This window comes from Psychrobacter muriicola 2pS, from assembly GCF_904846535.1.
GTDB classification, from domain to species: domain Bacteria; phylum Pseudomonadota; class Gammaproteobacteria; order Pseudomonadales; family Moraxellaceae; genus Psychrobacter; species Psychrobacter aquimaris.
Genome location: NZ_CAJHBC010000003.1, coordinates 442,253 through 468,233 on the forward strand (window position 1 = coordinate 442,253; position 25,981 = coordinate 468,233).

Consider the following 25,981-nt stretch of genomic DNA (forward strand, 5'->3'; position numbering starts at 1 on the left):
GACTCCAAAGCACTTGAGCGTCAATAAAAAAGTGCCTATCAAAGTATCGGTCCGTCCCGAGAGAAAAAAGATAGATATAGTGCAGAGCCACGGTTTCCGCCTGCTGTTATATTATACAGAAGATGTGACGATTGGAAAGCCCCCTTACTTATAGCAAAACAATGCTCAATAGCACAATAAATATGAAAGTTGAACAATAAATATGAAAGTTGAACAATAAAAAATAATGGCTATCACTGATAACTTCAAAAAGGGATTATCACTTTTATGGAAAAACTTAAATCAGTTTATAATCATTAATTCCGTGTAGCAGAACGTACATCATTACTTATAGCACAAAAAACCCCGCATCATGATGATACGGGGTTTTCTTATTTTAAGTATGAAGCTTTTAATTTTAAAAGCTTATGTACTCAAGACTAGGTCAACTGAGCAACGTTGATTTTGTCTGCTTCTTCAGTATAGTCTTCCATACGGTCGAAGTTCATGTATTGATACACTTCCTCGCCCATGCTATCAAGCATGCCAGCATACTGCTGATATTCTTCGTTCGTTGGCAATTTACCAAGTACCGCTGCTACGGCTGCTAGCTCTGCAGACGCTAGGTATACGTTAGCGCCTTGACCTAGACGGTTCGGGAAGTTACGAGTCGACGTCGATACCGCAGTAGATTTCGGTGCAATACGTGCTTGGTTACCCATACATAGTGAACAGCCTGGCATCTCAGTACGAGCGCCGGCTTGAGCGTAGATGTTGTAGTAGCCCTCTTCCATCAACTGACGCGCATCCATCTTAGTAGGTGGCGCAATCCATAGACGAGTCTTGAGACTACCTGCTGGTACGTCTTGTAGTAATTTACCAGCGGCACGGAAATGACCGATGTTAGTCATACATGAACCAATGAACACTTCATCAATGGTATCACCAGCAACGTCAGCCAACGTTTTTGCATCATCTGGATCGTTCGGGCAGCAAAGGATAGGCTCTTTGATCTCACTCATATCGATAGTCATATCGATAGCGTATTCAGCATCAGCATCAGCACGCAATAGGCTTGGGTTTGCTAGCCATTCTTGCATCTGCTCGATACGGCGGCTGATAGTACGTGCATCGCCATAGCCTTCTGAAATCATCCACTTAAGTAGCGTGATGTTTGAGTTTAAGTACTCAGTCACTGATGCTTCAGACAAAGTGATGGTACAACCAGCAGCACTACGCTCAGCTGAGGCATCAGATAGCTCAAACGCTTGCTCAGCGGTCAAGTCTTCTAGACCTTCGATTTCAAGAATACGACCATTGAACTCGTTGATTTTACCTTTCTTATCAACGGTCAATAGACCTTCTTTGATGGCTTGATAAGGAATCGCATGGACTAAGTCACGTAACGTGATACCAGCCTGACGTTCGCCAACGAAGCGTACACGGACAGATTCAGGCATATCAAGTGGCATAACACCAGTGGCTGCTGCGAATGCCACTAGACCAGAACCTGCTGGGAATGAGATACCCATTGGGAAACGAGTATGCGAGTCACCACCAGTACCAACGGTATCTGGAAGTAGCATACGGTTCAACCATGAGTGAATGATACCGTCACCTGGGCGTAAGCTTACACCGCCACGGTTCATAATAAAGTCAGGTAGTGTGTGCTGGGTCTCAACATCAACTGGTTTTGGATAAGCAGCCGTGTGACAGAATGACTGCATCACTAGGTCTGCTTGGAAACCCAAACATGCCAAGTCTTTTAGCTCATCACGAGTCATTGGACCAGTCGTATCCTGAGAGCCGACAGTCGTCATCTTAGGCTCACAGTACATACCTGGACGTACGCCTTCTAGGCCACAAGCTTTACCAACCATTTTTTGCGCTAGCGTGAAGCCTTTACCCGTATCAGCTGGCTCTTCTGGCTTAGCAAAGATATCTGAATGTCCAAGACCCATATACTCACGAGCACGATTGGTCAAACCACGACCAACGATCAATGGAATACGGCCACCAGCACGCACTTCATCAAGCAATGTTGGTGAGTTTAGCTTGAACGTAGACAATACTTCATCCGAGTCATGCTTAGTGATTTTGCCTTCGTATGGATAGATGTCAAATACATCACCCATGTTTAGGTTATCAACCGCTACTTTTTCGATTGGCAATGCGCCAGAATCTTCCATGGTATTAAAGAAGATAGGAGCGATATTATTACCAAGTACTAGACCGCCGCCACGTTTGTTTGGCACGTTAGGGATATCTTCACCCATCAACCATAGTACTGAGTTGGTCGCAGACTTACGGCTAGAACCAGTACCAACAACATCACCAACATAGGCTAGCGGATGGCCTTTTTCTTTTAATGCTTCGATCTGCTTCATTGGACCGACAACGCCCTCTTCGTCAGCCGTGATGCCGTCGCGAGAGTTTTTGTGCATGGCTAATGAATGCAATGGGATATCAGGACGGCTCCACGCATCTTGCGCAGGCGACAAGTCATCAGTATTGGTTTCGCCAGTTACTTTAAAAGTTGTGTAAGTGGTCTTTTCTGGTACGGCAGCACGGTTTAAGAACCATTCAGCGTCCGCCCAAGATTGAACGACTTCTTTAGCGATGTCATTACCAGCTTCGGCTTTTTCAGTCACGTCATTGAACGCGTCAAATACCAGCAATGTCTTTTTCAACGCTTCAGCAGCGTCTTGTGCTACTTCCGCATCATCAAGGGCAGCAACCAATGGCTGAACGTTATAACCACCTTGCATTGTACCTAGGATTTGAACGGCTTTTTGCTTGCTAATAAGTGGTGAAGAGGTTTCACCTTTAAGGATCGCTGCTAAAAACGCCGCTTTAACGTAAGCCGCTTGGTCAACGCCAGCAGGAATACGGTTTTCTAGCAGGTTCATCAAGAACGCATCTTCGCCTGCTGGTGGATTCTTTAGTAGTTCAACCAACTCTGCTACTTGTTTTTCGTTCAGTGGTAGCGGAACCGTTCCTAGCTCAGCACGTTCTTCGACATGTTTACGATAAGCTTCTAACACAATAGTCGTCCTCGTTAGTTGGAGTATTAGCACATTACGTGGGTAGTCAGCATGACCGCCTGCGTCTATATACTAGATGGAATAATTATCCATGCAATCATAGCTTAAAACGCTCTAAATGTTAATGGCTAAGCCTTTAAAAGGCTCATAAAGCGGTTTTAAAGGGGGCATATTGAACATTTATTATATAAATAGTACCATCAACAATATGATTGATTAGCCTTTCACAACCGATATATGGCGTGTTATTTTAGTCAATCACTGCTCGATTTATGATTAAATAAATACGCTATGACTGCTAGACGCTTTGTAAGATATTATTTGATAAAATATCATCTTATAAGCAGCATGTGAAAAGATAGCGCTTGAAAAAATAGAGGTCATTAGAGTGTGTCCTCATTTTAAAAATGGAGATAAGTTGCCGTTAAACAAGGAAAATAGCGCCGTTAATATCGGGATATTAACGGTGCTATTTGACAGTATTTAACAAAATTTCGCCATTTTTCGCCCATTTAGATGCTCATTGCTTGAATTGAGGACACACCCTAGCCATATACTAATTCAATAAATATTAAGGATGATGATATGGACAGTAGTACGATGGAAAACAATCACACGGAAAACAGCGATATGAAGAGTAACGCTAATTATCAAAACGGTCTCAAAGTTCGCACTGATGTGATGGGTGATGCACATGTCAAACGCTCGCTTGATGCAGCGACTGAGTTCACCCAACCATTACAAGACTGGATTATTGAGCACGCTTGGGGCAGCACTTGGCAAGATGACTCAGTATTGCCACGCAAATACCGCTCATTAATTACTATCGCTTTTTTAATTGCGCAAAAAAGCCCGACTGAGCTAAAGGGGCACATTAGAGGTGCAATTAATAATGGCGCTAGTGTCGCTGAGATTCGAGAAGTATTAATGCACAGCTTGCCTTATTGCGGTGCACCTACCACCCAAGAAGCGTTTCGTGCCGCCATAGAAATCCTGAATGAGTTGGATATTGATATAGATATTTAAAACTATGGTTGAGAGACAAATCATAGTAGCCTTGAGTATCGACTTCAAAATGGTCAGTTAAACAAGATTCATTGAAAATTAGCCCCTAAGTTTCTGCTATAATACCTCAACTCATAACATATTCTAATAATTCCATAAACCCTTATGCTATAAAGGGTTAAGAGATACTTTATTATGACAACTGCCGTACAAACACATGTGCCTGCTGCTAAGGTCAAACCAAAAAAAGCCATTCAAGGCGAAAAACTACGTGGCTACGATAAAGTTGCACGTATCCCAATTAAAGTGATCCCAACCGTCGAGGCAAAGAAAAAGCCAGATTGGATTCGGGTTAAAATGTCCTCGCCTGCTGAAGTGGCTCGTATTAAAGCCACCTTGCGTGAGCAGAAGCTTTATACCGTTTGTGAGGAAGCGGCCTGCCCTAACCTGCCGCAGTGCTTCGCTGATGGTACGGCGACCTTTATGATTATGGGTGATATCTGTACCCGTCGCTGTCCGTTCTGTGACGTAGGACATGGTCGTCCCAATGAGCTAGATGCAGATGAGCCACGCCATACTGCCGAGACCATTTTAGGCTTGCAGTTGAAGTATGCCGTTATCACCTCTGTGGATCGTGATGATCTTAAAGATGGCGGTGCTGCCCACTTCGTTGAAGTACTCAATGAATCTCGCGCACTCAGCCCAAATTGCCTCATTGAGATATTGGTGCCAGACTTCCGTGGTCGTATGGAGATTGCTTTAGACCTACTGACTGAAACACCGCCAGATGTCTTTAACCATAACATCGAAACCGTACCACGCCTCTATAAAGCGTTTCGTCCAGGTTCTGACTATCAGCATTCGCTAGATTTGCTCAAGCTCTATAAAGAGCGTCGTCCTGATATCGCCACCAAATGTGGCTTTATGGTTGGCCTTGGCGAGACTGAAGAAGAGATTTATGCACTGCTTGATGACTTAAAAGCGCACAATGTGGATATGATTACGGTTGGTCAGTATCTGCAACCTAGTAAAAACCACGCGCCTGTAGATCGTTATGTCCATCCAGATGAGTTCCAACGCTATATGGACTACGGTAAAAAGATCGGCTTCTTTAGCATTTGGGCAGGCCCAATGGTACGCTCAAGCTACTTCGCTGATCGTCAATACTATGGCGAAGATTGCCCAGCGCCAATCCGTAGTAAAAAAGCATTGGAAGCTGAAGGCAAACTTGGCTGCTAAGTGTCGGGTTTTAATAAGCTAACGCTTAAAAATTAAGCGAAGCATGTAAAAGGGGTGAATAACAGTTTATGTTATTCACCCCTTTTTTTAGCTTTGATAGATTGTTTTAAATATTAGGATAGCCCCTAACACTTAACACTTTAAACAGTTAAAGTTGGCGTTGGCTTTTCAGCTGTTTTGATATTGAATACAGCGACGATTAATACGATAACGCCGCCTAATAATCCCGTGGTAATCTCAGGATAAATCAGTAATAAAGCACCAATGGTCAAGATGACGCGCGTCACTGGATTCATAGTCCCTTTAAAATACCCTTCAAGTGCTGAGCTTAAAGCGATAACACCTGTCACTGAAGTCACTACTACCGTGATAATATCTAAAATAGGTGGTAGTGGGAAATCTTTCGCTGTTACTGCCAAACCGGTTGGATCTATCATCAGCATCGTTGGATTATAAATAAACATAAACGGCACGATAAATCCGGCGAGTGCTAGTTTAAGCGACAAGAACCCTGTCTTCATCGGATCGCCACCGGATATACCAGCACCAGCAAAGGCTGCCAGACATACAGGCGGTGTAATATTGGCGAAGATACCAAAGTAGAAGACAAACATATGCGCCGACAAAATTGGAATATCAAAACCAGCCAATGCTGGTGCTGCCATTGTTGCCGTAATAATATAGGCAGGAATAGACGGTAGTCCCATGCCCAAGACCATCGATGCTAGCATGGTTAAAATCAGCGTAAAGAATAATGATCCTGCACCTAGCGTCACAATAGATGAAGTCATTACCGTACCAAAGCTGGTTAGACTCACTACTCCGATAATAATACCGACGACCGCACAGGCAGCCATTACTGCGAGCGACTGGCGTGCGCCATCTTCTAGCGCACCCAAAATGTCAGAGAAACCCATTCTGGTCTCTTTGCGCAGCATACTAACCACGACGGTAAAGCCAATGGTATAAGCCGCTGCATAACCAACGGGCACGTTTCTGATTAATAAGAAAATCAAAAATACAATCGGTAGCAGCATGTGACCGCGTGCTTTTAACACTTCTTTGACGGCTGGTAAGCTTTCTTTAGCGATACCTTTTAGATCACGGCGTCCAGCGCGGAAATGCACCTGTGCAATCACACCAAGATAATACAAAATCGCGGGCAGTAATGCTGCCAACGCAATCGTGCTATAAGGCAAGCCTGTCGTCTCAGCCATAATAAATGCACTGGCACCCATAATCGGTGGCAATATCTGCCCGCCAACAGACGCACTCGCCTCAACTGCGCCCGCAAAATCTTTGTGATAACCGACCTTTTTCATGAGCGGAATGGTAAAGGCACCGGTACTCACCACATTTGACAAAGCAGAGCCATTGATACTGCCCATAAAGCCACTAGAGATGACTGCTACTTTTGCAGGTCCACCTTTTTTGTGACCAGCGATAGCCAATGCCAAATCATTAAACAGCTGTCCCATTCCCGAGCGTGCTAAGAACGCACCAAAAAGAATGAATAAGAAGATAAAGGTGACCGATGCACCAATCGCAACAGAATACAAGCCTTCCGTTTTTAGAAACAATTGACCAAAAATATCACCCATATCATAAGGACGAGTCAGTAAGCGGTCAGGCATAAAGTCCAAATGACTGACAAACGGATACGCCAAAAATATTCCTGCCAAGATCGGCAAAATCCAACCAGTAATACGGCGACTGCCTTCTAACACACAGACCACCGTAATCAGCGAAAATATCACATCCATCTGGTTGGCCATACCACCACGTGAGGTCACAATGTCTTGATATTCATATATCAGATAAGCCATCCCAGATAAAGACAGGGCAAACCATATCCAGTCATACCATGCAACGCGCTGACGACTGCTTTTTTTGCTTGCTGGAAAAATCAAGAAAATTAATGCAAAACCAATGCCCACGTGTACAGAGCGCTGTAGCAATGCTGGCATGGGATTAAAAGTAATATACAAATGAAACAGTGAATATAAAATGCAAATTCCAGCGATAAAATACTTCACTGGTCCTTGAGTGAGGTGCCGTGTGATGGATTCTCGGTCATACTTTTCTAGTATAGCTTTATTGTGGGCTTGCGCTTCAAGTTCAGCGTCGATATTAGTATTAGCATCCGTGTTGGAATGTATAGGCAAGTCGCTATTGTTATTGATATCTGACATCGTTGTCACATTATTGTGATCCATCACTTGGGAGTTCATGACACAAGTCCTTGTTAAATCTATCAATGAAACCATACGTTGTCGGCATGATCGTTACTTCAGAATAGTCTGGCACCCAGCGATGAATGAGCATCCGGTAGTTACCATACTCAATCTCACCTTTGGTAAGCCGAGAGACCACCCAATTGAGCTTGGGCAATTTCTCATTGATTTGATAACCCAGATAGCCAGGTTTTTGTATGAGAGCAAGCGCTTCGGTTGAGGGTGTACCCGCCCCAAAAGCTTCAAAATAAGTGGTGGTCAGCAGCAACCCATCGCTCTCACGTTGGTATTGCTCTTCCCACCATTGTTTTTCTACAGAGTGTATCCAGCGCAATTGAAAATTTGGCTCGACGAAATAGCAAACTTTATCATTAGCACCATCAACGCCTGCAACACGCACTTCGACCACAGGCTGACGGACAAATAGATGCCATAGCGTAAAAAAAACCAGCGCGGCAATACCTACCACGCCAATTAATAACCCTAATTGCTTATTTAGCTGCTTGCTCATCATAGTACTTTTTAGCGCCAGGATGGATAGGGGCGACCATGCCATCACGAGCGGTTTCTAAGCTAATATCATTGGCCGCTTGGTGCGCTGTTTTTAGACCGTCTAAATTATCAAATAGTGCTTTGGTCAATTTATAACCATCAGCTTCAGACAAATCAGAGCTAACCAATAGAGCATTCATGATTGCTGCGGTTGGAATCGCTGCTTCATTGCCATAAGTGCCAGCAGGAATCTCAAAGGTTTTGAAGTAAGGCTTGGTCGCAATGATTTCTTTTAGCTTGTCTTGATTGATGGTGATCAACTGTAAGTCTAAGCCCTGCTCTAACTCCATCAATGAAGAGTTTGGCAGACCACTACTAAAGAATGCTGCTTCAATTTTACCCGCTTTCATACCGTCCGCTGCTTCCGCAAAGCCTAAATAATCAACGGTAACATCATCATACGTGATACCAAAACCTTCTAATAAAGTTCTAGCATTTACTTCTGTTCCAGAGCCTTGATCGCCTACAGCGATGCGTTTACCACGTAAATCTTCAATATTTTTGATGCCAGATTTTTTGGTGGTGACGACTTGCACCACATTAGGGTACAAGACCGCAATCTGTTGAATGTTGGTTATCGGCTTATCAAAGTTGTTTTTGCCTTCGACCGCGTCGGTGACGACATCACTAAGCGCCAACACCATGTCGACCTTTCCTTGGGTCAATAGATTGACGTTTTCAACTGAAGCACCAGTAGTTTGCGTTTTTGAGTTGACCCCAAAGGTTTTGACATAGACCTCTGATAATGAGGTACCGATGATGTTATAAGGTCCAGATGCCCCGCCAGTGGCGATGGTCAGAAACTTGGTATCCAACTTATCGGCAGCAGTGTCCGTGGCAGCGCTATCTGTTGCTGTACTGTCAGTGCCTTCTGAACTTGGTGATGAGCATGCCGTCAGCCCTAAAGTGGCGCTTAACATTGCTGATAAAAGTAACGGGGATTTTAGAGAGTGGCGCATTGAATTCATCCTTGAAATAATCGATTTAGTATATTTAACAGCATCAGTATATAAATATTAATGCGTTACATACCTGTAATAATATAGCAATTCTTGCTATAAATAAACTGCCATCTACATTCTCTTCTACGCTCAAAACCTTATATTCGAAGCCATTTAGGTCAAGTGGCAGCAGTTTTTGTAAGCAATCAAAAGCTAAATTATAGTTTTGCTATGCGGAACAATGTTTCATTAGTTATCTTATTTAAACAAAGTTTGTGTCGATTGTAAACCTTTATAATCATCCAAATACAAACGAGGTTATTTGACCAAAAATACTGATATAGAATGACTGAGTGGTATGCCTGAATGTATTTTTATAATACTGTAGGCTTTATTGTATTTCATATATAAAACCTAAGCGGGCATTTTTTAAAGCAGCTAACTTAAAGTAGACGCAGTCTGAATAATAGATTCGTCACCACATATATTGGCAACTTTATCTTTTATTCTAAAAATCTGGAAAACCTTTATGACAACATCTAGTGTAGAAAAATCAGCAGCGGTATCTGCTGATATCGCCATCATTGGTGGTAGTGGTCTTTATCAGATGCAAGCGCTAAGCAATAAGCGTAACGTAAAAATATTGACGCCTTTTGGTACACCTTCTGACGATATTGTCTTAGGTGAATTGAATGGCATAACGGTCGCCTTTCTAACTCGTCATGGTCATGGTCACAAACTCACTCCTTCCGAAGTCCCCTATCGTGCCAATATTTATGCCCTCAAAACTTTGGGCGTACGTTACGTCATTTCGGTATCGGCAGTGGGGTCGCTAAGAGAAGCGCTTAAGCCATTAGACATGGTCATTCCCGATCAAATGATCGATATGACTAAGTATAGAAACAGCAGTTTTTTTGGGGAAGGTGCAGTGGCACACGTCGCGATGGCTGATCCTTTATGTCCTAAAGTCGCGGATATTCTAACGCGTGCTTATGTTCAGGCGCAGATAGCTGAAGGTAAATGTCATGCAAAAGCCACGTATGTCTGTATCGAAGGGCCACAGTTTTCCACTCGTGCAGAGTCACACTGGTATCGGCAGATGCAAGCGGACATCATCGGTATGACCAATATGCCAGAGGCTAAGCTTGCTCGTGAAGCAAGCATGGCTTACGCGACGCTAGCCTTAGTAACAGATTTTGATTGTTGGAACCCTACTGAGGAAGCCGTTAGCGCCGATTACGCTATTCAGAATTTGATGAAAAACGCCGATAATGCGCAGCACGTTATTAAGCAAGCGGTCGCCCTACTCGCTGCAGAACAGCCTGACTCTATTGCTCATAAGGCTTTAGCTCAAGCATTAGTAACGCCAGTAGAGGCGATGAGTGAAGAGACTAAAACCAGACTGTCAGCATTATTGCCTTAGCCATACGAATTTATAATCAACAAAAAGCCATCGAACTATAATCAGCCTAATAGGGTCAACAAAATAGTTTAATGGCTTCTTAATACATAAAAGCTCCAAATGATAAGGCGTTCTTAATCCTTAATAACCATCAAGCCAGCCATTTGGCAAATACTGCAAATCTTCAGGCTCATCAATATCAGGCAAAGGTGCTAACAACGCTACAGACCAACTCAATTCTGCCAAGCGCTGTTGAGTAACCTTTGCTACGCTCGCCGTACTCCATTCGATATTGCTGAATAAATGAGCAGCAACTTGCTTAAAGCCAAACAGCACATAGCCACCATCAAAAGCAGGAATCATTACGCTATCTTGTGCCTCTAATTGCTGTGCAGCCTGTCGCATACGAGTAGCTGTGAGACTAGGACAGTCCGTACCGACTAATAAAACCTTTTTAAAACGTTTCAATTCAATAGGTTGTAATGCACGCTGACTGGCGGTTAACATACGCAAACCCAAGTCACCATCCGCTTGCGCTGACCAATGCAGCGATTCAGGCAAACCAAGCGCTTGCCAGCATGGATTGATTGGCGCAGGACTGACACATAGCTCAACACTAAAGCCAGTAGCGACGGCTTGTTCTACGCTATGCAATAGCAGTTTACGCGCCATTTGCGCGGCACCTTCAATACCAAGTGCGGGTTGCAAGCGCGTTTTTGCCATACCATCCGCGGGGAATTTGGCAAAGATAATGATGAGCGTCTCTGTTAGCATGAGATATTTTGGCATAGAATATTTATTGCTACCTAAGTTTTATAATAACGCTGCTTGATATTATCTGCCGAAACCCCGCGCCAATAATCAAAGCGTAGATGCCACATCAAAATAATCGTCCGCCAAGTTCCGTGCTGTTGCCAACGCCTTGCTGAAGTAATGACTTTACTTTGTAAACAAGCAGGTTTGGCGATACTTTTAAGATGCTTACAAAGCTCAATATCTTCCATCAATGCTTGGTTAGGATAACCACCGATTCGCTCAAATAAAAACTGTCTAATAAAAATGGCTTGGTCGCCTGTGGCGATTCCGCTCAATTTTGAGCGCCAATTGATCATCTGACTGACCAATCGCAGTGTCGGCTGGCAACTGTCTATTTGCACATCAAAACGTCCCCACTCTGCCAGTTTCATCGCGTCAGAAACGCTATCGATAGCGTCAATTGGCAATCGAGTATCGGCATGCAAAAACAACAATACCTCGCCAGTTGCTAACGCTGCACCTGTATTCATTTGCTGCGCTCGCCCTGCGACTGAGACTACATTTTGCCAGTCTACAACTGATTTACTATCAATCTTTAGACTTTCTATGACTTGCTGAGTAAGCACCACAGAATTATCTGTTGAGCCACCATCCACCAATATTACTTGCTGGGGTTTTGGATTTAGGCTGTTGATATTATCAAACAATAAAGGCAAATTATCGGCCTCATTGAGCACTGGAATAATAATAGAAACCGTAGCAATAACCGTCATAACTAGCCGCATTTTTATTTTTTATTTAAAGTCCAATTGTAATCGGTATAGCCAATCTTCATTTTTCCTGCTTTTAGATCAGCCGTTTGCGACTTACTAAGCTCTAACGAGGAGCTGTAACGAGCCAAAAAACCCGCCAATACCTTTACTCGACTTGATATTAGGATACTTGATCAAAACCAGCTTGACGGTGCCAGCATTATTAGATGTTGGTCTATTCAAAACTAACAGGAGTCACTCCGTTTAAATCGATGATGTTTTTTATATCGTCTGATCTGTTGCCTCTTCTTCTAGCGCACCACCACAGCTACTTCCCTGCCCTGCCGTACAGCCATAGCAATGATCTGCAATGGCAATGTCATCGCCAGCGGGGTTTTGCGTTAATAAATCGCTTAGATGCCGACGAGACTTGTTAGGCACTGGAATCTCTAATTGCTGATTGAAGTCGCAATCAAATAGTTCACCTAGCCAATTGACACTGATAGTCGAACGGCACATGACTTCGGTTAAATTGGTAGCCACATAATTGGCTTTGAGCAAGTCCATATAGGGATGGACTTGGTTTTTAGCCAATAGTACCGCACCAAAGCGCTGAATAGGCATATTGGTCAAGGCAAATAACTGATGAAATTCAATATCGAAATGCGCTTTTAGCTCGCGCTTATAATCCGCTTCTAGTTGTTGCTGATTGGGCGGCAGCGTCGCACCTTGCGGGTTATAGACGAGGTTCAGCGTTAGCCCTGACCCTTTCTTACCGTAGCCAAACGCGTTGAGCTTATGCAGTCCTAATATACTGCCATCAAATGCACCTTTGCCGCGCTGCTTATCGACATTTTCTAATGAATAACAAGGCAGAGAAGCCACCACTTCGACCTCGTTGTCTGCCAAAAATTTCGCCATGTCCTCGTACCCTTCTTCCATCAGGATAGTCAGATTACAGCGATCAATCACTCTTACACCCAAGTCGCGAGCGGCTGTTACCAAATACTTAAAGTCTTCGTGCATCTCAGGCGCACCACCCGTTAAATCAAGCGTCTCGATATTTTTCGCTTGCAAGACTTCTAGAATCAACTCAACAAGCTCACGCGACATCATCTCTGTACGGTAAGGACTGGCAGCCACGTGGCAATGGACGCAAGACATATTGCATAAGTAACCCATGTTGACTTGTAGCGTGGTTAACTCACGACGTTTAATCGCGGGGAAATCCGTGTGTTCGAGTAATTTGATAGTTGATTTCATAATGCTATAAAACCCTGTTAGTAGTACCCCTAAAAGCTAGAATGGTAACGCAAAAATAAAAGATTAGAAAAAGATAAATATACACGCAAGAAATTGATTTTTATGATTATCTTATAAAACCAACACCTCATTTTCATCCTCATTACCTTACGATTTATCTAATTAATCATACCTGATTGTGAATGAGTATTGATAACTAATAGCGTGATTTTTACCTTTTATTCCAAATGAGCATGACGTTTCGTAGGATGTCATACTGCACTTATCAATTTGGCTTTTGAGAGCTCGTATCCAACTGGCAATGCCATAGCTGTCAGCACAAGACCCTAAACATAACATTGGCATATTTGGTTGATTGCAGTATTTTTATTGATTGTATAGTGACATATAGATTCGCTGCTGATATATAACAAAGAGGCATCTAGGGTAAGCGTTTGATAAAGTCGCAAAACTCTTAAATAGCATTGACCGCACAAGGCTTTGTCGTTAAATTGGATGTAATATTCATTTCTCTAACAATAACGTTCACTGATGATATATAAATGTTTTTAGAATATAAAAACTCATCACTTATCAATGCTTATGACACACGGACGATACAAGCATCAAACTACCTTTAAGGATAACGTAATGAAGATGAGCACATTACTCAAACCGACTGTACTGAGCATTGGATTAATGAGTGTCGTAGGCTGTACCACCATGCAGACCATGACTAAAGATGCAAGCAACTCAGCAACTGTCTACTACAATGGCAATATCATCACGATGGAGGGCGAACAGCCACAAATGGCTGAAGCTTTAGTCACCCAGGCGGGCAAGATTGCCTATGTTGGCAATTTACAAGAGGCACAATCGAAATATAAAAATGCAGCACAGATCAATCTGCAAGATAAAACTTTATTACCCAGCTTTATCGATCCGCACAGTCATTTTGATATGGTCTCGAACACCATGGGTCAGGTCAATCTCAACCCGCCACCCATCGGTAAAGTCGATAGTATTCCCAAAATGATGCAAACGCTAAAAGATTATAAAGTGGACAATAATATTGCTGATGGCGATTGGATATTTGGTTGGGGTTATGACGAAACTCAGCTTGCTGAGGGGCGTCCTCCGACCAAAAACGAGATTGATAAAGTATTGCCAAACAACCCTGTTTATTTACAACACACGAGTGGTCACATGGGCGTGGCAAACAGCAAGGCACTAGCCGCGATGAATATCACTGCTGACACTAAAAATCCAGCGGGTGGTAATATTGCTCGGATTAAAGGCTCTAATGAACCAAACGGCCTCGTACAAGAGACAGCGATTTATCCGTTCATGCGTAATATGCTAGAGATATTAGCACCGAATCAAGCCAAATTCTTTGCGCAGACGCAAGATTACTATGCAAAGAATGGCATAACAACGGCACAAAATGGCTCAACGACCCGAAACACCATTCAGTTTTTTCAAAAACAAGCCGATGCTGGTAAGCTCAAAATTGATTTGGTCGCGTTGGCAGGGGTGAGCGACTTGGATGAAAATTTGGCTGATAAAAACTTCGTATGGAAAACCTATCAAAATGGTTTAAAAGTACAGGGTACTAAAATCATCGCAGATGGCTCACCACAAGGCAAGACTGCCTATTTTAGTCAACCTTATCTCACGCCAGTTCCAGATTGCGAAAAAGACTGCCGTGGTCTGCCAAGTGTCAGCCAAGATGAGCTAAACGAGATGTTTGTCAAAGCCTATGCTCGCGACAATCAGCTCTTTATCCATAACAATGGTGATGGCGCAACCGATATGCTAATCAAAGCACACGAATATGCCGTCAAGAAGACTGGTCAAGCGGCTGATAAAGATCGCCGTACTGTGCCCATTCATGCTCAATTCGCCCGACCTGATCAGCTAGCAGCATTCAAAAAATACAATATGGTGCCGTCATTCTTTACCAACCATACTTACTTTTGGGGAGACGTGCACGTTAAAAACTTAGGTAAAAAACGTGCTGACTTTTTAAGCCCTATTGCCACTGCTGATAAAATGGGACTTAAATATACCAATCACTCTGATGACACAGTGACACCTGTCGATCCGCTATTTTCAGTCTGGTCAGCAGTCAATCGCACCTCGCGCACAGGCAAAATCATTGGTGAAAATGAGCGAGCTACGCCTTATCAAGCGTTGAAAGCCATTACCAGCAATGCCGCTTATGAGTATTTTGAAGAAGACAGCAAAGGTACTTTGACGCCAGGAAAACTGGCTGATTTGGTTATCTTAGATGCCAACCCATTAATCATAGAGGCAAGCAAGCTCAAAGATATCAAAGTCATAAAAACCATTAAAGAGGGTAAAACGATTTACCAACATCCAGTACAATAGTTCATGATAAGCGCCGTATAATAAGCCAAATTTTAGCAGGCGATTAAAGATTGTCATGCCTGCTATTCATTAAGAGCATGAGCCCTTAAAACTACTTATTAAAATCATTCATTAAAACTATTCAAGGAACCTCATATGAGTACTAACACCGATACAGGTAACGACCACATTCTCTCCTCTGACAACATTCATTACTTGCATCATAATTTTTTTGAACCAAGCCATGAAAACACAGCGGTAAAGGCCACGTTACTGATTGTGCATGGTATGGCAGAGCATAGCGGACGTTACGCAGATTTCGCTCAATTTTTAGCCGATAATGGTATCGCAGTAGCGACGTATGATCATCTAGGTCATGGGCAGACAGTTAAAACAGAAGCGGATCTAGGGTTTTTTGGTGAGGAGCATCCTGTACAGTCACTGTTAAAAGACGTCATCGTCATGGCAGATAGCTTAAAAAACCGCCATCCTGATGTACCGCACTTTATAATGGGGCAATCTATGGGCTCGTTTATTGTGCGTAACGTCCTAAAGCACCATGCACACAATTTTACAGGTGCTATTTTGATGGGCACAGCAGATGCCAACCCATTGACTAAAGTACTACTCCCAGTCAATAAAGTACTGGCAAAAGTGGCACCTAGAAAACCAAATACGGTGCTTGCCTCGGTGATGAATAAAGTCCTGAACAGTAAGCTCGAAGATCGCATATCTTCATCGGAATTTGCATGGTTAGCTGAAGACTCTGCTGCCATTGAGGCCTTTGAAGCAGATCCATTAACGGGCTTTGATTTCACCAATAATGGCTTTATGACATTATTCTGTTTGATGGAAACTGGCTTAAATAAAGGCTGGTCAACGACCATCCCAAAAGACTTCCCGATGCTGTTTATCAGCGGTGAAGATGATCCTATTGGAGATATGGGTAACGGCATCCGCAAAATTGTCACGCGCTTAAACAAGCAAAACTTCAGTCAGGTAGATATCCAACTCTATCCAAATATGCGTCATGAGCCCTTGCATGAAAAAGACCATCAAACAGTTTATGAAGATATCTTAGAATGGATAGAGAGCCATACCTAAGACAATTAAGCGCAGCGCTCATCTTGGCAGTTAACTCGTTTGCTAAAAGTCGCCAAATTAGCGACAATACGGCAAGCAAGTTTTTACTCCAATTCATACGAGTTATTTAACGACAATATATGCTTTACCTTCCACTAACTTTAGGAACCTTTATGTCATTACAACAAACCATCGAACAAGCCTTTGAAAAACGCAACGAATATAGCCCGAGCACGATGCCGCAGGACGTGCGTGATGCCATCGAACAAGTGCTTGAGCAACTAGATAACGGTACATTGCGCGTTGCAGAAAAAAAGGATGGCGAATGGGTCGTGAACCAGTGGGCAAAAAAAGCCGTTTTGCTATCTTTTCGCTTAAACGACAACTATGTTCAGGCAGCGGGCGAACATGTACAATTCTATGACAAAGTTCCGACGAAATTTGCCAACTGGACTGAAGCACAGTTTAAAGAATCAGGCGTACGCGTAGTACCACCAGCGGTTGCTCGTAAAGGTTCATACATCGCAGCAGGTGCGGTATTGATGCCATCGTATGTCAACATCGGCGCGTATGTCGATCAAGGTGCGATGGTAGATACGTGGGCGACCGTGGGTTCATGTGCCCAAATCGGCAAAAACGTGCATTTATCAGGTGGCGTTGGTATCGGCGGTGTATTAGAGCCATTACAAGCAAACCCGACTATCATCGAAGACAATTGCTTCATCGGTGCGCGTTCTGAAATCGTTGAAGGCGTAATCGTCGAAGAAGGCGCTGTTATCTCGATGGGTGTATTTATCGGTCAATCAACGCGCATTTATGATCGCGAAACTGGTGAGATTCATCGTGGCCGTGTACCAGCAGGCTCTGTTGTCGTACCAGGCAGCTTACCGTCAGAAGATGGTACGCACAGCTTGTACGCTGCTATCATCGTGAAAAAGGTGGATGCGCAAACCCGCGCTAAAACATCAGTAAATGAGTTATTACGTCTAGCCTAAATATCTAGCGTGTACGATTTTTTTGTAAGTGAAATTGTTTTAAATGAAGATGCTGGAGGATGACTCCAGCATCTTTTTTGCAGCTTAATATAAGCTGTTGCGTTATAATCCATTTTTTTGGTTTGGCTTTATGCAAACACAAAACCATCCACACAACCACCTGCCTTTTTTATTACGATTGCTAAGTGCCTAATCCCATTATCAATCTTTAACTGTATTTGACATATTATGAGTGAATCACTATTACGCACTGCCGCCATTCCTGTCACTGACCCTGAAGCGGGTCTACGTTTGACAGAAATTTTTTATTCTTTGCAAGGTGAAGCTCTGACCTCAGGCTTACCGACGATATTTGTACGCTTGACCGGCTGTCCACTTCGCTGTGTCTATTGCGATACTGAATACGCCTTTACTGGCGGCGAGCGTCAATCACTAGAAACTATTATAGAGACCATCAAAAGCTATCCTTGCAAGCGCATTTGTCTGACTGGCGGCGAGCCTTTAGCACAGCCAAACGCCATCGAACTGATGAGGCGCTTACTGAGCGACGGTTATGAAATATCGCTTGAAACCGCAGGCGCGCTCACGGTAGCAAACGTGCCGAAAGCGGTCAGTAAAGTCATGGATCTCAAAACGCCAAGCTCAGGCGAAGTCGATAAAAACCTATGGTCAAATCTCGACTACCTCACCCAGCATGACCAAATTAAATTTGTCATTATGAATCGTGAAGATTACGACTGGGCAAAAACCAAGCTGTCTGAGCATAAATTGAATGAATTGGTCGATACGGTTTGGTTTTCACCGATGTTTAATGTCGCAGAGGATATAGACGAAGAGGTCAGCCCCGATGTACCCGTATTAGCGCGCGAACTTGCAGAATGGATGTTGGCTGACGCCCTGCCCGTACGCTTCCAATTGCAACTGCATAAAATCATTTGGGCAGATGCCAAAGGCAAATAACAATCCAATAATTTGAATGGATATTCATCATAAATAGCGAGCCAAGGATAGGAATGTGGGTATGGTCAAACTCATTTTATTGGGCTTATTGGCGGGTGCATTTTTCAGCTCGACATTTGTCTTAAACGAAGTTATGAGTGCTGCTGGTGGGCATTGGTTTTGGTCAGCCAGCCTTCGCTATGCTTTTATGTGGTTGATTCTGACGGTTATCATTGTTATGCAACATGGCTTTGGGCGTATAAAATCGCTGATGGCTATCTTTTGTCAACATTGGGGCTTTTGGTGTGTGACTGGCAGTATTGGTTTCGGTGTATTTTATACAGGCATCTGCTACGCCGCCGATCATGTCGCAGGCTGGGTAGTTGCGGCGACCTTTATGTTTACGGTGGTCGCAAGCTTACTCGTGTTACTAGCGTTCGGACAACGTTTTGATAAAAAATTCATTGCTTATGCGTTATTAGTATTTGTCGGAGTGGTACTGGTTAATATTAGTGAAGGACTGCATGCAGCTTCTTTACTAGATGCTGATGCAGTGCCTATGAAAGATATGCTGCTTTATGGCGCCTTACCTGCGCTAGTAGCAGCCTTTAGCTACCCCATTGGTAACCAACTGGTTTGGCAGGTATCTTACAACACTCGTAAACGTAGTGCCGAGACTATTAGCACTCAAAAAAGTGATGTCCAAACCAACGAAATTAGTAAACAGACACCCTCACTTATCACAGAAGCACCTACATTGTCAGCCGATATGAGTCATACGGTAGACATGATCGATATTTTGGACATCAACCACCCTACTCAAACCTTGCCTACCTCTTTCCTGCAAAACTTAATCGCACGTATACCTACTATCAAAACCACTTTACTGCAAAATGCTTTCAACAAAGTATGGTTAATGACCTTGGGTAGTTTGCCATTTTGGTTGGTTTTAGGTCTTGTCGTTCGTCCTGATTTGCCAGACACTAAGCAGGTATTCAATACATTACTTGTGGCTTTATTAGCAGGCGTCGCAGCAACCACTATCTTTTTATATGCCCGAGAAAAAGCGGAAACGTCAAGCGAAGTTGCTGGTGTTGACGCAACGCAAGCCAGTGAAGTGATATTTGCATTGATTGGTGGTATGTTATTGCTAAACAATACCTTACCATCAGCGATGGGCTTGATAGGTATTGGCCTAATTATAATAGGACTTATCCTATTTGCAAAAGATGGCTAAACAGACCCTAATATAAACAACTTAAAAACCAGCCCAGCCACTCTTTTTATGGCCACTATATTGGTAATATAATCATGGTTAATGATTTAATTTTTCCTGATATTTTATTATATTTATTAGATATGGTTGGTGTGATTGCTTGTGCGATTGCAGGTACATTGCTTGCCCAGCACAAAGGCTTCGATATTGCAGGCTGTATCTTGGTATCCATGGTCAATGCCATCGGCGGCGGCACGCTACGTGATATGGTGCTCGACCGTCATCCAATATTTTGGATGACTGACCTCAATTATGTGATTATCATCACAGTCACGTCGATTATTTTGCAAATGTTTTTTCATCTGTATCATAAAATTGATAATGCGCTGAAGCTTTTTGATGCTATTGGGTTGGCAGCTTTTAGCGTGATTGGTTTTAAGGTGGCGTTGACTCAAGATGTATCGCCTGTCATCGCTATTATGATGGGGGTCTGGACGGCCATTATCGGTGGTATGCTACGTGATATTATTTGTAATGAGATACCACTGGTACTACAGCGTGAGATTTATATTACTGCTAGTATTGCAGGTTCTGTGACGTATTTAATTTTGCAGCATTTTGGCGTCAACGCTGGCATCAATGAGTTTATCATGTTGATTATTATCTTTGCCGTACGTATGCTGGCACTTAAGTTTGATTGGCACCTGCCCTCTATTCGCTTAGTCGCTTAGAGTAGATTTAAGATAATTAAATATCTTAATGGCTATATTACTATCATATTGATTGATCATTATTGGAAATTAGTGAGACTTGCTCATGTTGGCTATCGCATTGGACCCTGCAGCACTGATCACAACTTTTGACCCGCGCTCACTCATTTATCTTTTTGATATGATTGGTATTGTGGCTTGTAGTATTTCAGGCACAATACTGGCAAAACATAAAAACTTTGACGTTTTTGGCTGTTTGCTGGTATCAATCGTCACCGCTATCGGCGGCGGCACTGTCCGCGATGTAATCTTGGACCGTCATCCGCTTTTTTGGATGGTGGATATGAGCTACCTGACCCTTATCACCATCTCGTCACTAGTAATGCAAATATTCTTTCACCCTAACTCTAGGCGAGTCGATAAGTTCCTCAAGCTATCAGATACCATAGGACTATCCGCTTTTACCTTAATCGGTATCAAAGTTGCCGATAGTATGGGTACAAATGTACCCGTGGCCTTATTACTTGGAGTGATTACAATTATTGTCGGCGGTATCATCCGCGATATGATCTGCAATGAGATTCCCTTGGTATTGCAACAAGAAATTTATATCACTGCCGCTTTAACGGGCGGTATTCTCTACTTTGCTTTGCACAATCTAGGCGTGACTGACTGGATTGCTGACATCTCTACCATGACTACTATTTTTACCTTACGCATGCTCGCCATTCGTTATGACTGGCAGTTTCCAGCCATCGAATGGAAGTACTAAAAAAGCGCCAACCTTAAACAAAGTCGACGCCATATTTGCTACTTGTTGAGCATCTTATAATAAGATAATGCCATTATGCCTGTACGACTGCTAAATCTTTTACCATCAACTGCAAGCTTTGTTTGCCATTCCACTCGTTGATGTCTAGCTGAAATAGTATATGCACTTTTTCCGCGCGATAATCCCATTCCTCGCTATCGAAGTTAAAATAAATTGCTTCAATCGGATACTGCACATCAGGGTAACGCAGCGAAAGTTTAAGGTGCTTGTCTTTTAATATCTTAAAGCTTAATACCTCAAAGACCCCATCAAATATTGGTGGTGCAAATCCATGACCCCAAATACTAGCATCTGCTAAGTGTTCCGCGAACCATAAGCTAAAGTCACTCGCCTGCAAAGGCCCATCAGTGAATTTCTGCTCTGCAAATACCTCATCATCCATCTGTGTCATGATGTCATTAAAAGCTGTTACAAATGCCTCAAAATTATGACGTTTAAGGGTCAAACCAGCTGCCATTGCATGACCACCAAAATGACTGATTAAATCAGGATAGCGCTCAGCCACCTGTTCAATCGCATCACGAATGTGCACGCCAGCGATAGACCGTGCTGACCCTTTAATAGCATCATCGTCACCCGTACGCTCTGTATCTGCTGGTGCAAAGACAATACTTGGCAAGTAATGACTCTCTTTTAACCGTCCAGCGACGATGCCGATGACCCCTTGATGCCAATCATCTTGGTATAAAACGATACTGCGCTTATGCTTATTAACCGTTTTTTTCTCAGATCTAATTTGAACAATAATATCGCCACTTTCGTGGTGATCCACCGTAGTCTCATCATCCATGTCTGTATCAGCAGTGGCTAATGTCTGCACGATACTATCCGCTTGCGCACGCATCTCACCTTCTACCTGTCGACGTGTCCGGTTTAACTGCTCAAGCTCTTGCGCCAAACGCTGCGCCGTACTCCAGTCATCCGTCAATAAACACTCAATACCGATGCGCATATTGTCCATACGACCGGCGGCATTGATACGAGGTCCTAAGACAAACCCAAAATCCTGCGCCTGCAACTGCTTAGGATCGCGCCCTGCTTGTTCAAGAAGTGCCAAGATACCGAGCGAGCAGCGTCCTTGAAGGATAGCCGCCAGTCCATGATGCACTAAAATGCGATTGTTCTTATCAAGCACACCAACGTCGGCAATTGTTCCTAATGCCACCAAATCCAAATATTGACTGACTTGCACGGTAGATTTACCAGCTTCACGGCGCAGCTTGGCTAAGCGTCCGAGCACATAAAATGCCACGCCAACTCCCACTAACGCTTTACTGCTAAAGTGACAATCGAGCTGATTGGGATTAACCACAGCTTCCGCAGGTGGTGTTTCTTTAGTCGTCAAATGATGATCGGTAATAATCACGGTGACGCCATCGGCTTGCGCACGTGCCACGCCTTCATGGCTTGAGATACCGTTATCGACGGTCACTATCACCTCGGGATGATACTTCTCAATACCCAATTCGACAATTTCTGGTGTCAAACCATAGCCGTATTTAAAGCGGTCGGGTACTAAAAAGTCAACGACTGCACCCATTTTTGTGAGCGCCCGCATCATCAATGCAGTACTGGTCGCACCATCACAGTCAAAATCGCCCACGATAAGGATACGCTGACCCTTATCAATGGCGACGTCTAATAGACGCACTGCCTCTGTAACACCATGTAGCATTTCGGCTGGCAGTAGAGCAGAGAGTTGCGTCTCTAGCTCATCAGGCTGGGTAATGCCGCGACCTGCGTATAGGCGAGCAAGCGTAAATGATTGCGCAGCAAGTGGTTGCAGCGCAGTGGGCAACTCGTCGATGCGAGTACTGGTATAACGGGGGGTTAAATTTAGCATATGCGTATTCTACTGGCTTTGGCAGAGGGTCACAACGACAATTTTAAGCGGCTTGGTTTATCATTCTTTATTGCATTACATTGTGATAAACCATACTTTATTACCCGCATAGAGCAAATGACTCATGCTATATTTATGAATGTTCAATACACCCTGACCCTTTATTTACAAAAACGGTGCATAGTGACCGCAATTTTCTGCATTTTGCTACAAAGCAATGATTGTATGCCGCTTAGAAATCCATAAAATAGTAAACAACTGAGATACTTGCTATCTATTGAGACTTTTTAATCTAATTTTTTATTTTAATTATTTATAAGGATGTTTTATGAAAACCACCCCACTGGCTGAAAAACTACCAGATACCATTGACCCTAGCTTAGACCTTGAAAAAGTAAAAAAAGAATGTCAAAAACTGGTCAAAAAACGTGCCAAATATTCTGCTGGTGTCGCCATTGTTCCTGTGCCATTTTTTGATGTCGCCGTAGATGCAGGTATGCTTACCCAGCTATTACCTGAGATTAGCGAGCGCTTTGGCTTACTTGAAGACCGTAAGGCAGCTGTTGATCTAGAATCACGAGCCATTCATTGGGGCGCTTTGAAAGATCGTACTATTGATTTTGCAGGGTTGATGGCGACACGTGGTATTGTTAAAAAGACGGTACAAGGCTTCGGTGGTCGTATCGCTGCCAAGCAAGTGACAAAATTTATTCCACTAGGTGGTCAAATGGTTGCCGCTACAATGGGTTATATGATTTTCAAAAAAATCGCCAATGACCACATCAATGAGTGCTACAAGCTCGCAAAAAATATTCAGCAAAAGCAACACGGTAAAAATGTCTAAAACGGTTAAAAAATAGACAATAGCTTTATAAAATAAAACCAGCTAAGAGCCATTGCCTTAGCTGGTTTTATTCATACTTAGCTACGCATATATGGGTTTAATTTCTCAATTTAATGACAGCCTTTTTCATAATACATCTCTAACTCAGAATACTTTATATCACTAATTATAATAATGTTATCTGCATAAGGACGATACTTTCTAACCATTATTTTGGCCGCTGGTTTGTTCTCTATGAAAATTACGCCATCTTCAAGCCGAACATCGTCATTGAAAGTAAATCCATCTCCCATGACTTTTGGTCCAGAGCCCTTCCAATGACACTGCTCTATATGATAATCAGACATTACATATACGCTTCTTATAAAAAACAGGCTGGGTATTAAAGCAATTAAGACACAGAAAATAAGTAATTTACGATTCATATGACACTTTACCTCTAGTTACAATATATTTTGAATCACTTCTCTGTGTATAGTCAGATCCAAGTAGGTCGATAATGCAGACTTTTATAGTGGGTTTACTACATAAATACTTCATAAACAATCCATCTACTTTATCCATTCAAATCGTTAAAATAAGATGAATTTTATTCTTGGGTTATAGTATGCCGAACTTTAGAGTGGATGGTTATGAACTCACATCAACACTCATGCTGCTGTTGGGTTGCATCCTTCTTTTCATCGCCAGTATTTCTGCGGCGCTTAATGATAGTTTTGAAAATTTTTCGTGGAAACACCTCACCACTTGGTTATTTATCGTCGGTGGTTTGTTGATGATTATCGGCTATATCGGTTATAAAGCCTATGCGTACTATCACCCTTATGCGTGGCTAGATTGATACCGTCAAGCTTTTATAAAAAATGGCTTCATTCTGCGCTAATAGTGGTTAATGATGTCATGCACGGATTTTGCTGATAATATACGACCTGCTTGGAGAGAATACCTTTCGACTAGCAAACATCAACTCCTACTAAATGCTAGTTTTTATCAAACAGACACTTTAAAACCAATAAAAATCTTAAAGGACCAGACTCATGAAAAAAATCTTAATGTCAACGGCTATGCTCGCTACCTTTGCCCTAGCTGGATGCACAACGACTGGTGGCATGAATAATAATGCAGGCACTGCTATCGGCACTGCCAATGAGATTGGCATGAATGTCTTTAAGTCAGCGATTGATAATCAATGCCGCAGTCAGATTGAAAAGCAAACTGCTTGGCGTGTGGCTAGCGTGGCGATGACCGATACACAACAAGAATCTGTAAAAAGCAATGTTTGTGGCTGCGTCAGTGAGCAAGCGCCGCAGCAAGTGACGCTCGTTGAATTGGGCAATGCTGCCATAGATTCGCAATATCGCACACAGCTGGTCACAAAAGTCGTCGCAAAATCTCTACAAAGCTGCTATACCAGTTTGGTCAAATAAGATGTGGCATAAACACCTCAACATAAGATAATAAAAAGGGTGCGTTATCTATAACGCACCCTTTTTATTGCTGAGTTTTTGTACCATCCACTCAGCTCATCACCTTAGTTTAGAACTTGTTTTTGTCAACTGGATTCTGTGACAAAGTGGCTGTAAAAGGCCGTATTTTACTGCGACTAAAATACTTAGAAGAGCCGTCAATAATCTTATCTACTTCTTTGACCAAGTCATTAATAACATCATCATAAACACCATGATATAGCTCGGTTTCGAATGCCGTAAATGGATGCTTACGCGTTGCTGAGCTGACCTCTGTCACGCCTTGCTTACTATAAAAAATATCCACTCGACCATCGCTATTGAGTACACAGTTTAATGATCCGCCTTCCAGTTCCATATCTACTCGCTCAGGCATAAAAATATAGTCGTCTACATTGATGAGCTTTTTTTCTACTTCTCTTTTAAAGAACGATTTGATATCAAACATGGATATATCCCTGACCTTAAAATTATAATATACTTTAGCACATCTAATTTTACAGCCACTGACCAGCATATAACCCGCCTTTTAGTTAG

At 42.9% G+C, this 25,981-nt stretch carries 23 protein-coding genes; 13 read left to right on the top strand and 10 right to left on the bottom strand.

Annotation, left to right across the window (positions count from 1 at the left end):
• Positions 1 to 419: 419 nt before the first annotated feature.
• On the bottom strand, positions 420 to 3,023 hold the full coding sequence (acnB, locus tag JMX93_RS06585) for a bifunctional aconitate hydratase 2/2-methylisocitrate dehydratase (RefSeq protein ID WP_443558674.1): 2,604 nt from the start codon (positions 3,021 to 3,023) through the stop codon (positions 420 to 422).
• A 630-nt stretch (positions 3,024 to 3,653) separates the two neighbouring features.
• Between acnB and JMX93_RS06590 the strand changes: the two genes are divergently transcribed.
• Positions 3,654 to 4,049, top strand: coding sequence for a carboxymuconolactone decarboxylase family protein (locus JMX93_RS06590; protein ID WP_499204289.1), 396 nt, complete (start codon positions 3,654 to 3,656; stop codon positions 4,047 to 4,049).
• A 174-nt stretch (positions 4,050 to 4,223) separates the two neighbouring features.
• Entirely contained in the window at positions 4,224 to 5,267 is a 1,044-nt protein-coding gene (gene lipA / locus JMX93_RS06595; RefSeq protein ID WP_201560093.1) for a lipoyl synthase, read from the top strand.
• A gap of 140 nt (positions 5,268 to 5,407) precedes the next feature.
• Here lipA and JMX93_RS06600 read toward each other — a convergent pair whose 3' ends face one another.
• Genes JMX93_RS06600 through JMX93_RS06610 form a run of 3 tightly spaced genes read right to left on the bottom strand, consistent with a single transcriptional unit; the run spans position 5,408 to position 9,012 of the window.
• Complete coding sequence (locus JMX93_RS06600; protein ID WP_443510881.1) at positions 5,408 to 7,498, bottom strand: TRAP transporter permease; 2,091 nt, start codon at positions 7,496 to 7,498, stop codon at positions 5,408 to 5,410.
• Positions 7,470 to 8,012 carry a DUF1850 domain-containing protein gene (locus JMX93_RS06605; protein ID WP_227685898.1) on the bottom strand — a complete coding sequence of 181 codons (543 nt, stop codon included), beginning with the start codon at positions 8,010 to 8,012 and terminating at the stop codon, positions 7,470 to 7,472. The genes JMX93_RS06600 and JMX93_RS06605 overlap by 29 nt, the downstream gene beginning before the upstream one ends.
• Complete coding sequence (locus JMX93_RS06610; RefSeq protein WP_499204244.1) at positions 7,993 to 9,012, bottom strand: TAXI family TRAP transporter solute-binding subunit; 1,020 nt, start codon at positions 9,010 to 9,012, stop codon at positions 7,993 to 7,995. The genes JMX93_RS06605 and JMX93_RS06610 overlap by 20 nt, the downstream gene beginning before the upstream one ends.
• A gap of 511 nt (positions 9,013 to 9,523) precedes the next feature.
• On the opposite strand from JMX93_RS06610, the gene mtnP reads away from it, so the two are divergent.
• A complete protein-coding gene (gene mtnP, locus JMX93_RS06615; protein WP_499204245.1) occupies positions 9,524 to 10,417 on the top strand; it encodes an S-methyl-5'-thioadenosine phosphorylase in 894 nt (297 codons plus the stop codon).
• Positions 10,418 to 10,537: 120 nt separating this feature from the next.
• Here mtnP and JMX93_RS06620 read toward each other — a convergent pair whose 3' ends face one another.
• The 3 genes from JMX93_RS06620 to arsS all read right to left on the bottom strand — a co-directional run bounded on the left by JMX93_RS06620 (position 10,538) and on the right by arsS (position 13,167).
• A complete protein-coding gene (locus JMX93_RS06620; protein WP_499204246.1) occupies positions 10,538 to 11,185 on the bottom strand; it encodes a TIGR04282 family arsenosugar biosynthesis glycosyltransferase in 648 nt (215 codons plus the stop codon).
• A gap of 17 nt (positions 11,186 to 11,202) precedes the next feature.
• A complete protein-coding gene (locus JMX93_RS06625) occupies positions 11,203 to 11,925 on the bottom strand; it encodes a TIGR04283 family arsenosugar biosynthesis glycosyltransferase (protein WP_499204247.1) in 723 nt (240 codons plus the stop codon).
• Positions 11,926 to 12,186: 261 nt separating this feature from the next.
• Positions 12,187 to 13,167: an arsenosugar biosynthesis radical SAM (seleno)protein ArsS gene (gene arsS, locus JMX93_RS06630; protein WP_499204248.1), complete on the bottom strand. Its 981-nt coding sequence runs from the start codon at positions 13,165 to 13,167 to the stop codon at positions 12,187 to 12,189.
• A gap of 630 nt (positions 13,168 to 13,797) precedes the next feature.
• Between arsS and JMX93_RS06635 the strand changes: the two genes are divergently transcribed.
• The 7 genes from JMX93_RS06635 (at position 13,798) to JMX93_RS06665 (ending at position 21,231) form a co-directional block, all read left to right on the top strand.
• Positions 13,798 to 15,537 (top strand): amidohydrolase, encoded by a 1,740-nt coding sequence (locus JMX93_RS06635; RefSeq protein WP_499204249.1) that lies wholly within the window; start codon positions 13,798 to 13,800, stop codon positions 15,535 to 15,537.
• Between the two features lie 135 nt (positions 15,538 to 15,672).
• Positions 15,673 to 16,620: an alpha/beta fold hydrolase gene (locus JMX93_RS06640; RefSeq protein WP_499204250.1), complete on the top strand. Its 948-nt coding sequence runs from the start codon at positions 15,673 to 15,675 to the stop codon at positions 16,618 to 16,620.
• A 152-nt stretch (positions 16,621 to 16,772) separates the two neighbouring features.
• Positions 16,773 to 17,594: a 2,3,4,5-tetrahydropyridine-2,6-dicarboxylate N-succinyltransferase gene (dapD, locus tag JMX93_RS06645; protein ID WP_499204251.1), complete on the top strand. Its 822-nt coding sequence runs from the start codon at positions 16,773 to 16,775 to the stop codon at positions 17,592 to 17,594.
• A 228-nt stretch (positions 17,595 to 17,822) separates the two neighbouring features.
• Positions 17,823 to 18,554 (top strand): 7-carboxy-7-deazaguanine synthase QueE, encoded by a 732-nt coding sequence (gene queE, locus JMX93_RS06650; RefSeq protein WP_499204252.1) that lies wholly within the window; start codon positions 17,823 to 17,825, stop codon positions 18,552 to 18,554.
• Positions 18,555 to 18,615: 61 nt separating this feature from the next.
• Positions 18,616 to 19,770 (top strand): multidrug resistance efflux transporter family protein, encoded by a 1,155-nt coding sequence (locus JMX93_RS06655; RefSeq protein WP_499204290.1) that lies wholly within the window; start codon positions 18,616 to 18,618, stop codon positions 19,768 to 19,770.
• Between the two features lie 74 nt (positions 19,771 to 19,844).
• Positions 19,845 to 20,480, top strand: coding sequence for a TRIC cation channel family protein (locus JMX93_RS06660; protein WP_496191340.1), 636 nt, complete (start codon positions 19,845 to 19,847; stop codon positions 20,478 to 20,480).
• 85 nt (positions 20,481 to 20,565) lie between these two features.
• Positions 20,566 to 21,231, top strand: a complete 666-nt coding sequence (locus JMX93_RS06665; RefSeq protein ID WP_193011116.1) for a trimeric intracellular cation channel family protein — start codon at positions 20,566 to 20,568, stop codon at positions 21,229 to 21,231.
• A 73-nt stretch (positions 21,232 to 21,304) separates the two neighbouring features.
• Here JMX93_RS06665 and recJ read toward each other — a convergent pair whose 3' ends face one another.
• Positions 21,305 to 23,134, bottom strand: a complete 1,830-nt coding sequence (gene recJ, locus JMX93_RS06670; RefSeq protein WP_499204253.1) for a single-stranded-DNA-specific exonuclease RecJ — start codon at positions 23,132 to 23,134, stop codon at positions 21,305 to 21,307.
• Positions 23,135 to 23,462: 328 nt separating this feature from the next.
• On the opposite strand from recJ, the gene JMX93_RS06675 reads away from it, so the two are divergent.
• Positions 23,463 to 23,978 carry a hypothetical protein gene (locus JMX93_RS06675; protein WP_193010999.1) on the top strand — a complete coding sequence of 172 codons (516 nt, stop codon included), beginning with the start codon at positions 23,463 to 23,465 and terminating at the stop codon, positions 23,976 to 23,978.
• Positions 23,979 to 24,088: 110 nt separating this feature from the next.
• Here the strand turns inward: JMX93_RS06675 and JMX93_RS06680 are convergent, their stop codons facing one another.
• Positions 24,089 to 24,403, bottom strand: a complete 315-nt coding sequence (locus JMX93_RS06680) for a hypothetical protein (protein WP_499204254.1) — start codon at positions 24,401 to 24,403, stop codon at positions 24,089 to 24,091.
• A gap of 182 nt (positions 24,404 to 24,585) precedes the next feature.
• Between JMX93_RS06680 and JMX93_RS06685 the strand changes: the two genes are divergently transcribed.
• Together JMX93_RS06685 and JMX93_RS06690 are read left to right on the top strand one after the other, a co-directional pair.
• The gene (locus JMX93_RS06685) at positions 24,586 to 24,819 is read left to right on the top strand and encodes a hypothetical protein (protein WP_499204255.1); all 234 of its coding nucleotides are present in this window, start codon (positions 24,586 to 24,588) and stop codon (positions 24,817 to 24,819) included.
• Between the two features lie 196 nt (positions 24,820 to 25,015).
• Positions 25,016 to 25,405, top strand: a complete 390-nt coding sequence (locus JMX93_RS06690; RefSeq protein ID WP_198331202.1) for a hypothetical protein — start codon at positions 25,016 to 25,018, stop codon at positions 25,403 to 25,405.
• 109 nt (positions 25,406 to 25,514) lie between these two features.
• Here JMX93_RS06690 and JMX93_RS06695 read toward each other — a convergent pair whose 3' ends face one another.
• On the bottom strand, positions 25,515 to 25,892 hold the full coding sequence (locus JMX93_RS06695) for a hypothetical protein (RefSeq protein WP_198331201.1): 378 nt from the start codon (positions 25,890 to 25,892) through the stop codon (positions 25,515 to 25,517).
• Positions 25,893 to 25,981: the final 89 nt, after the last annotated feature.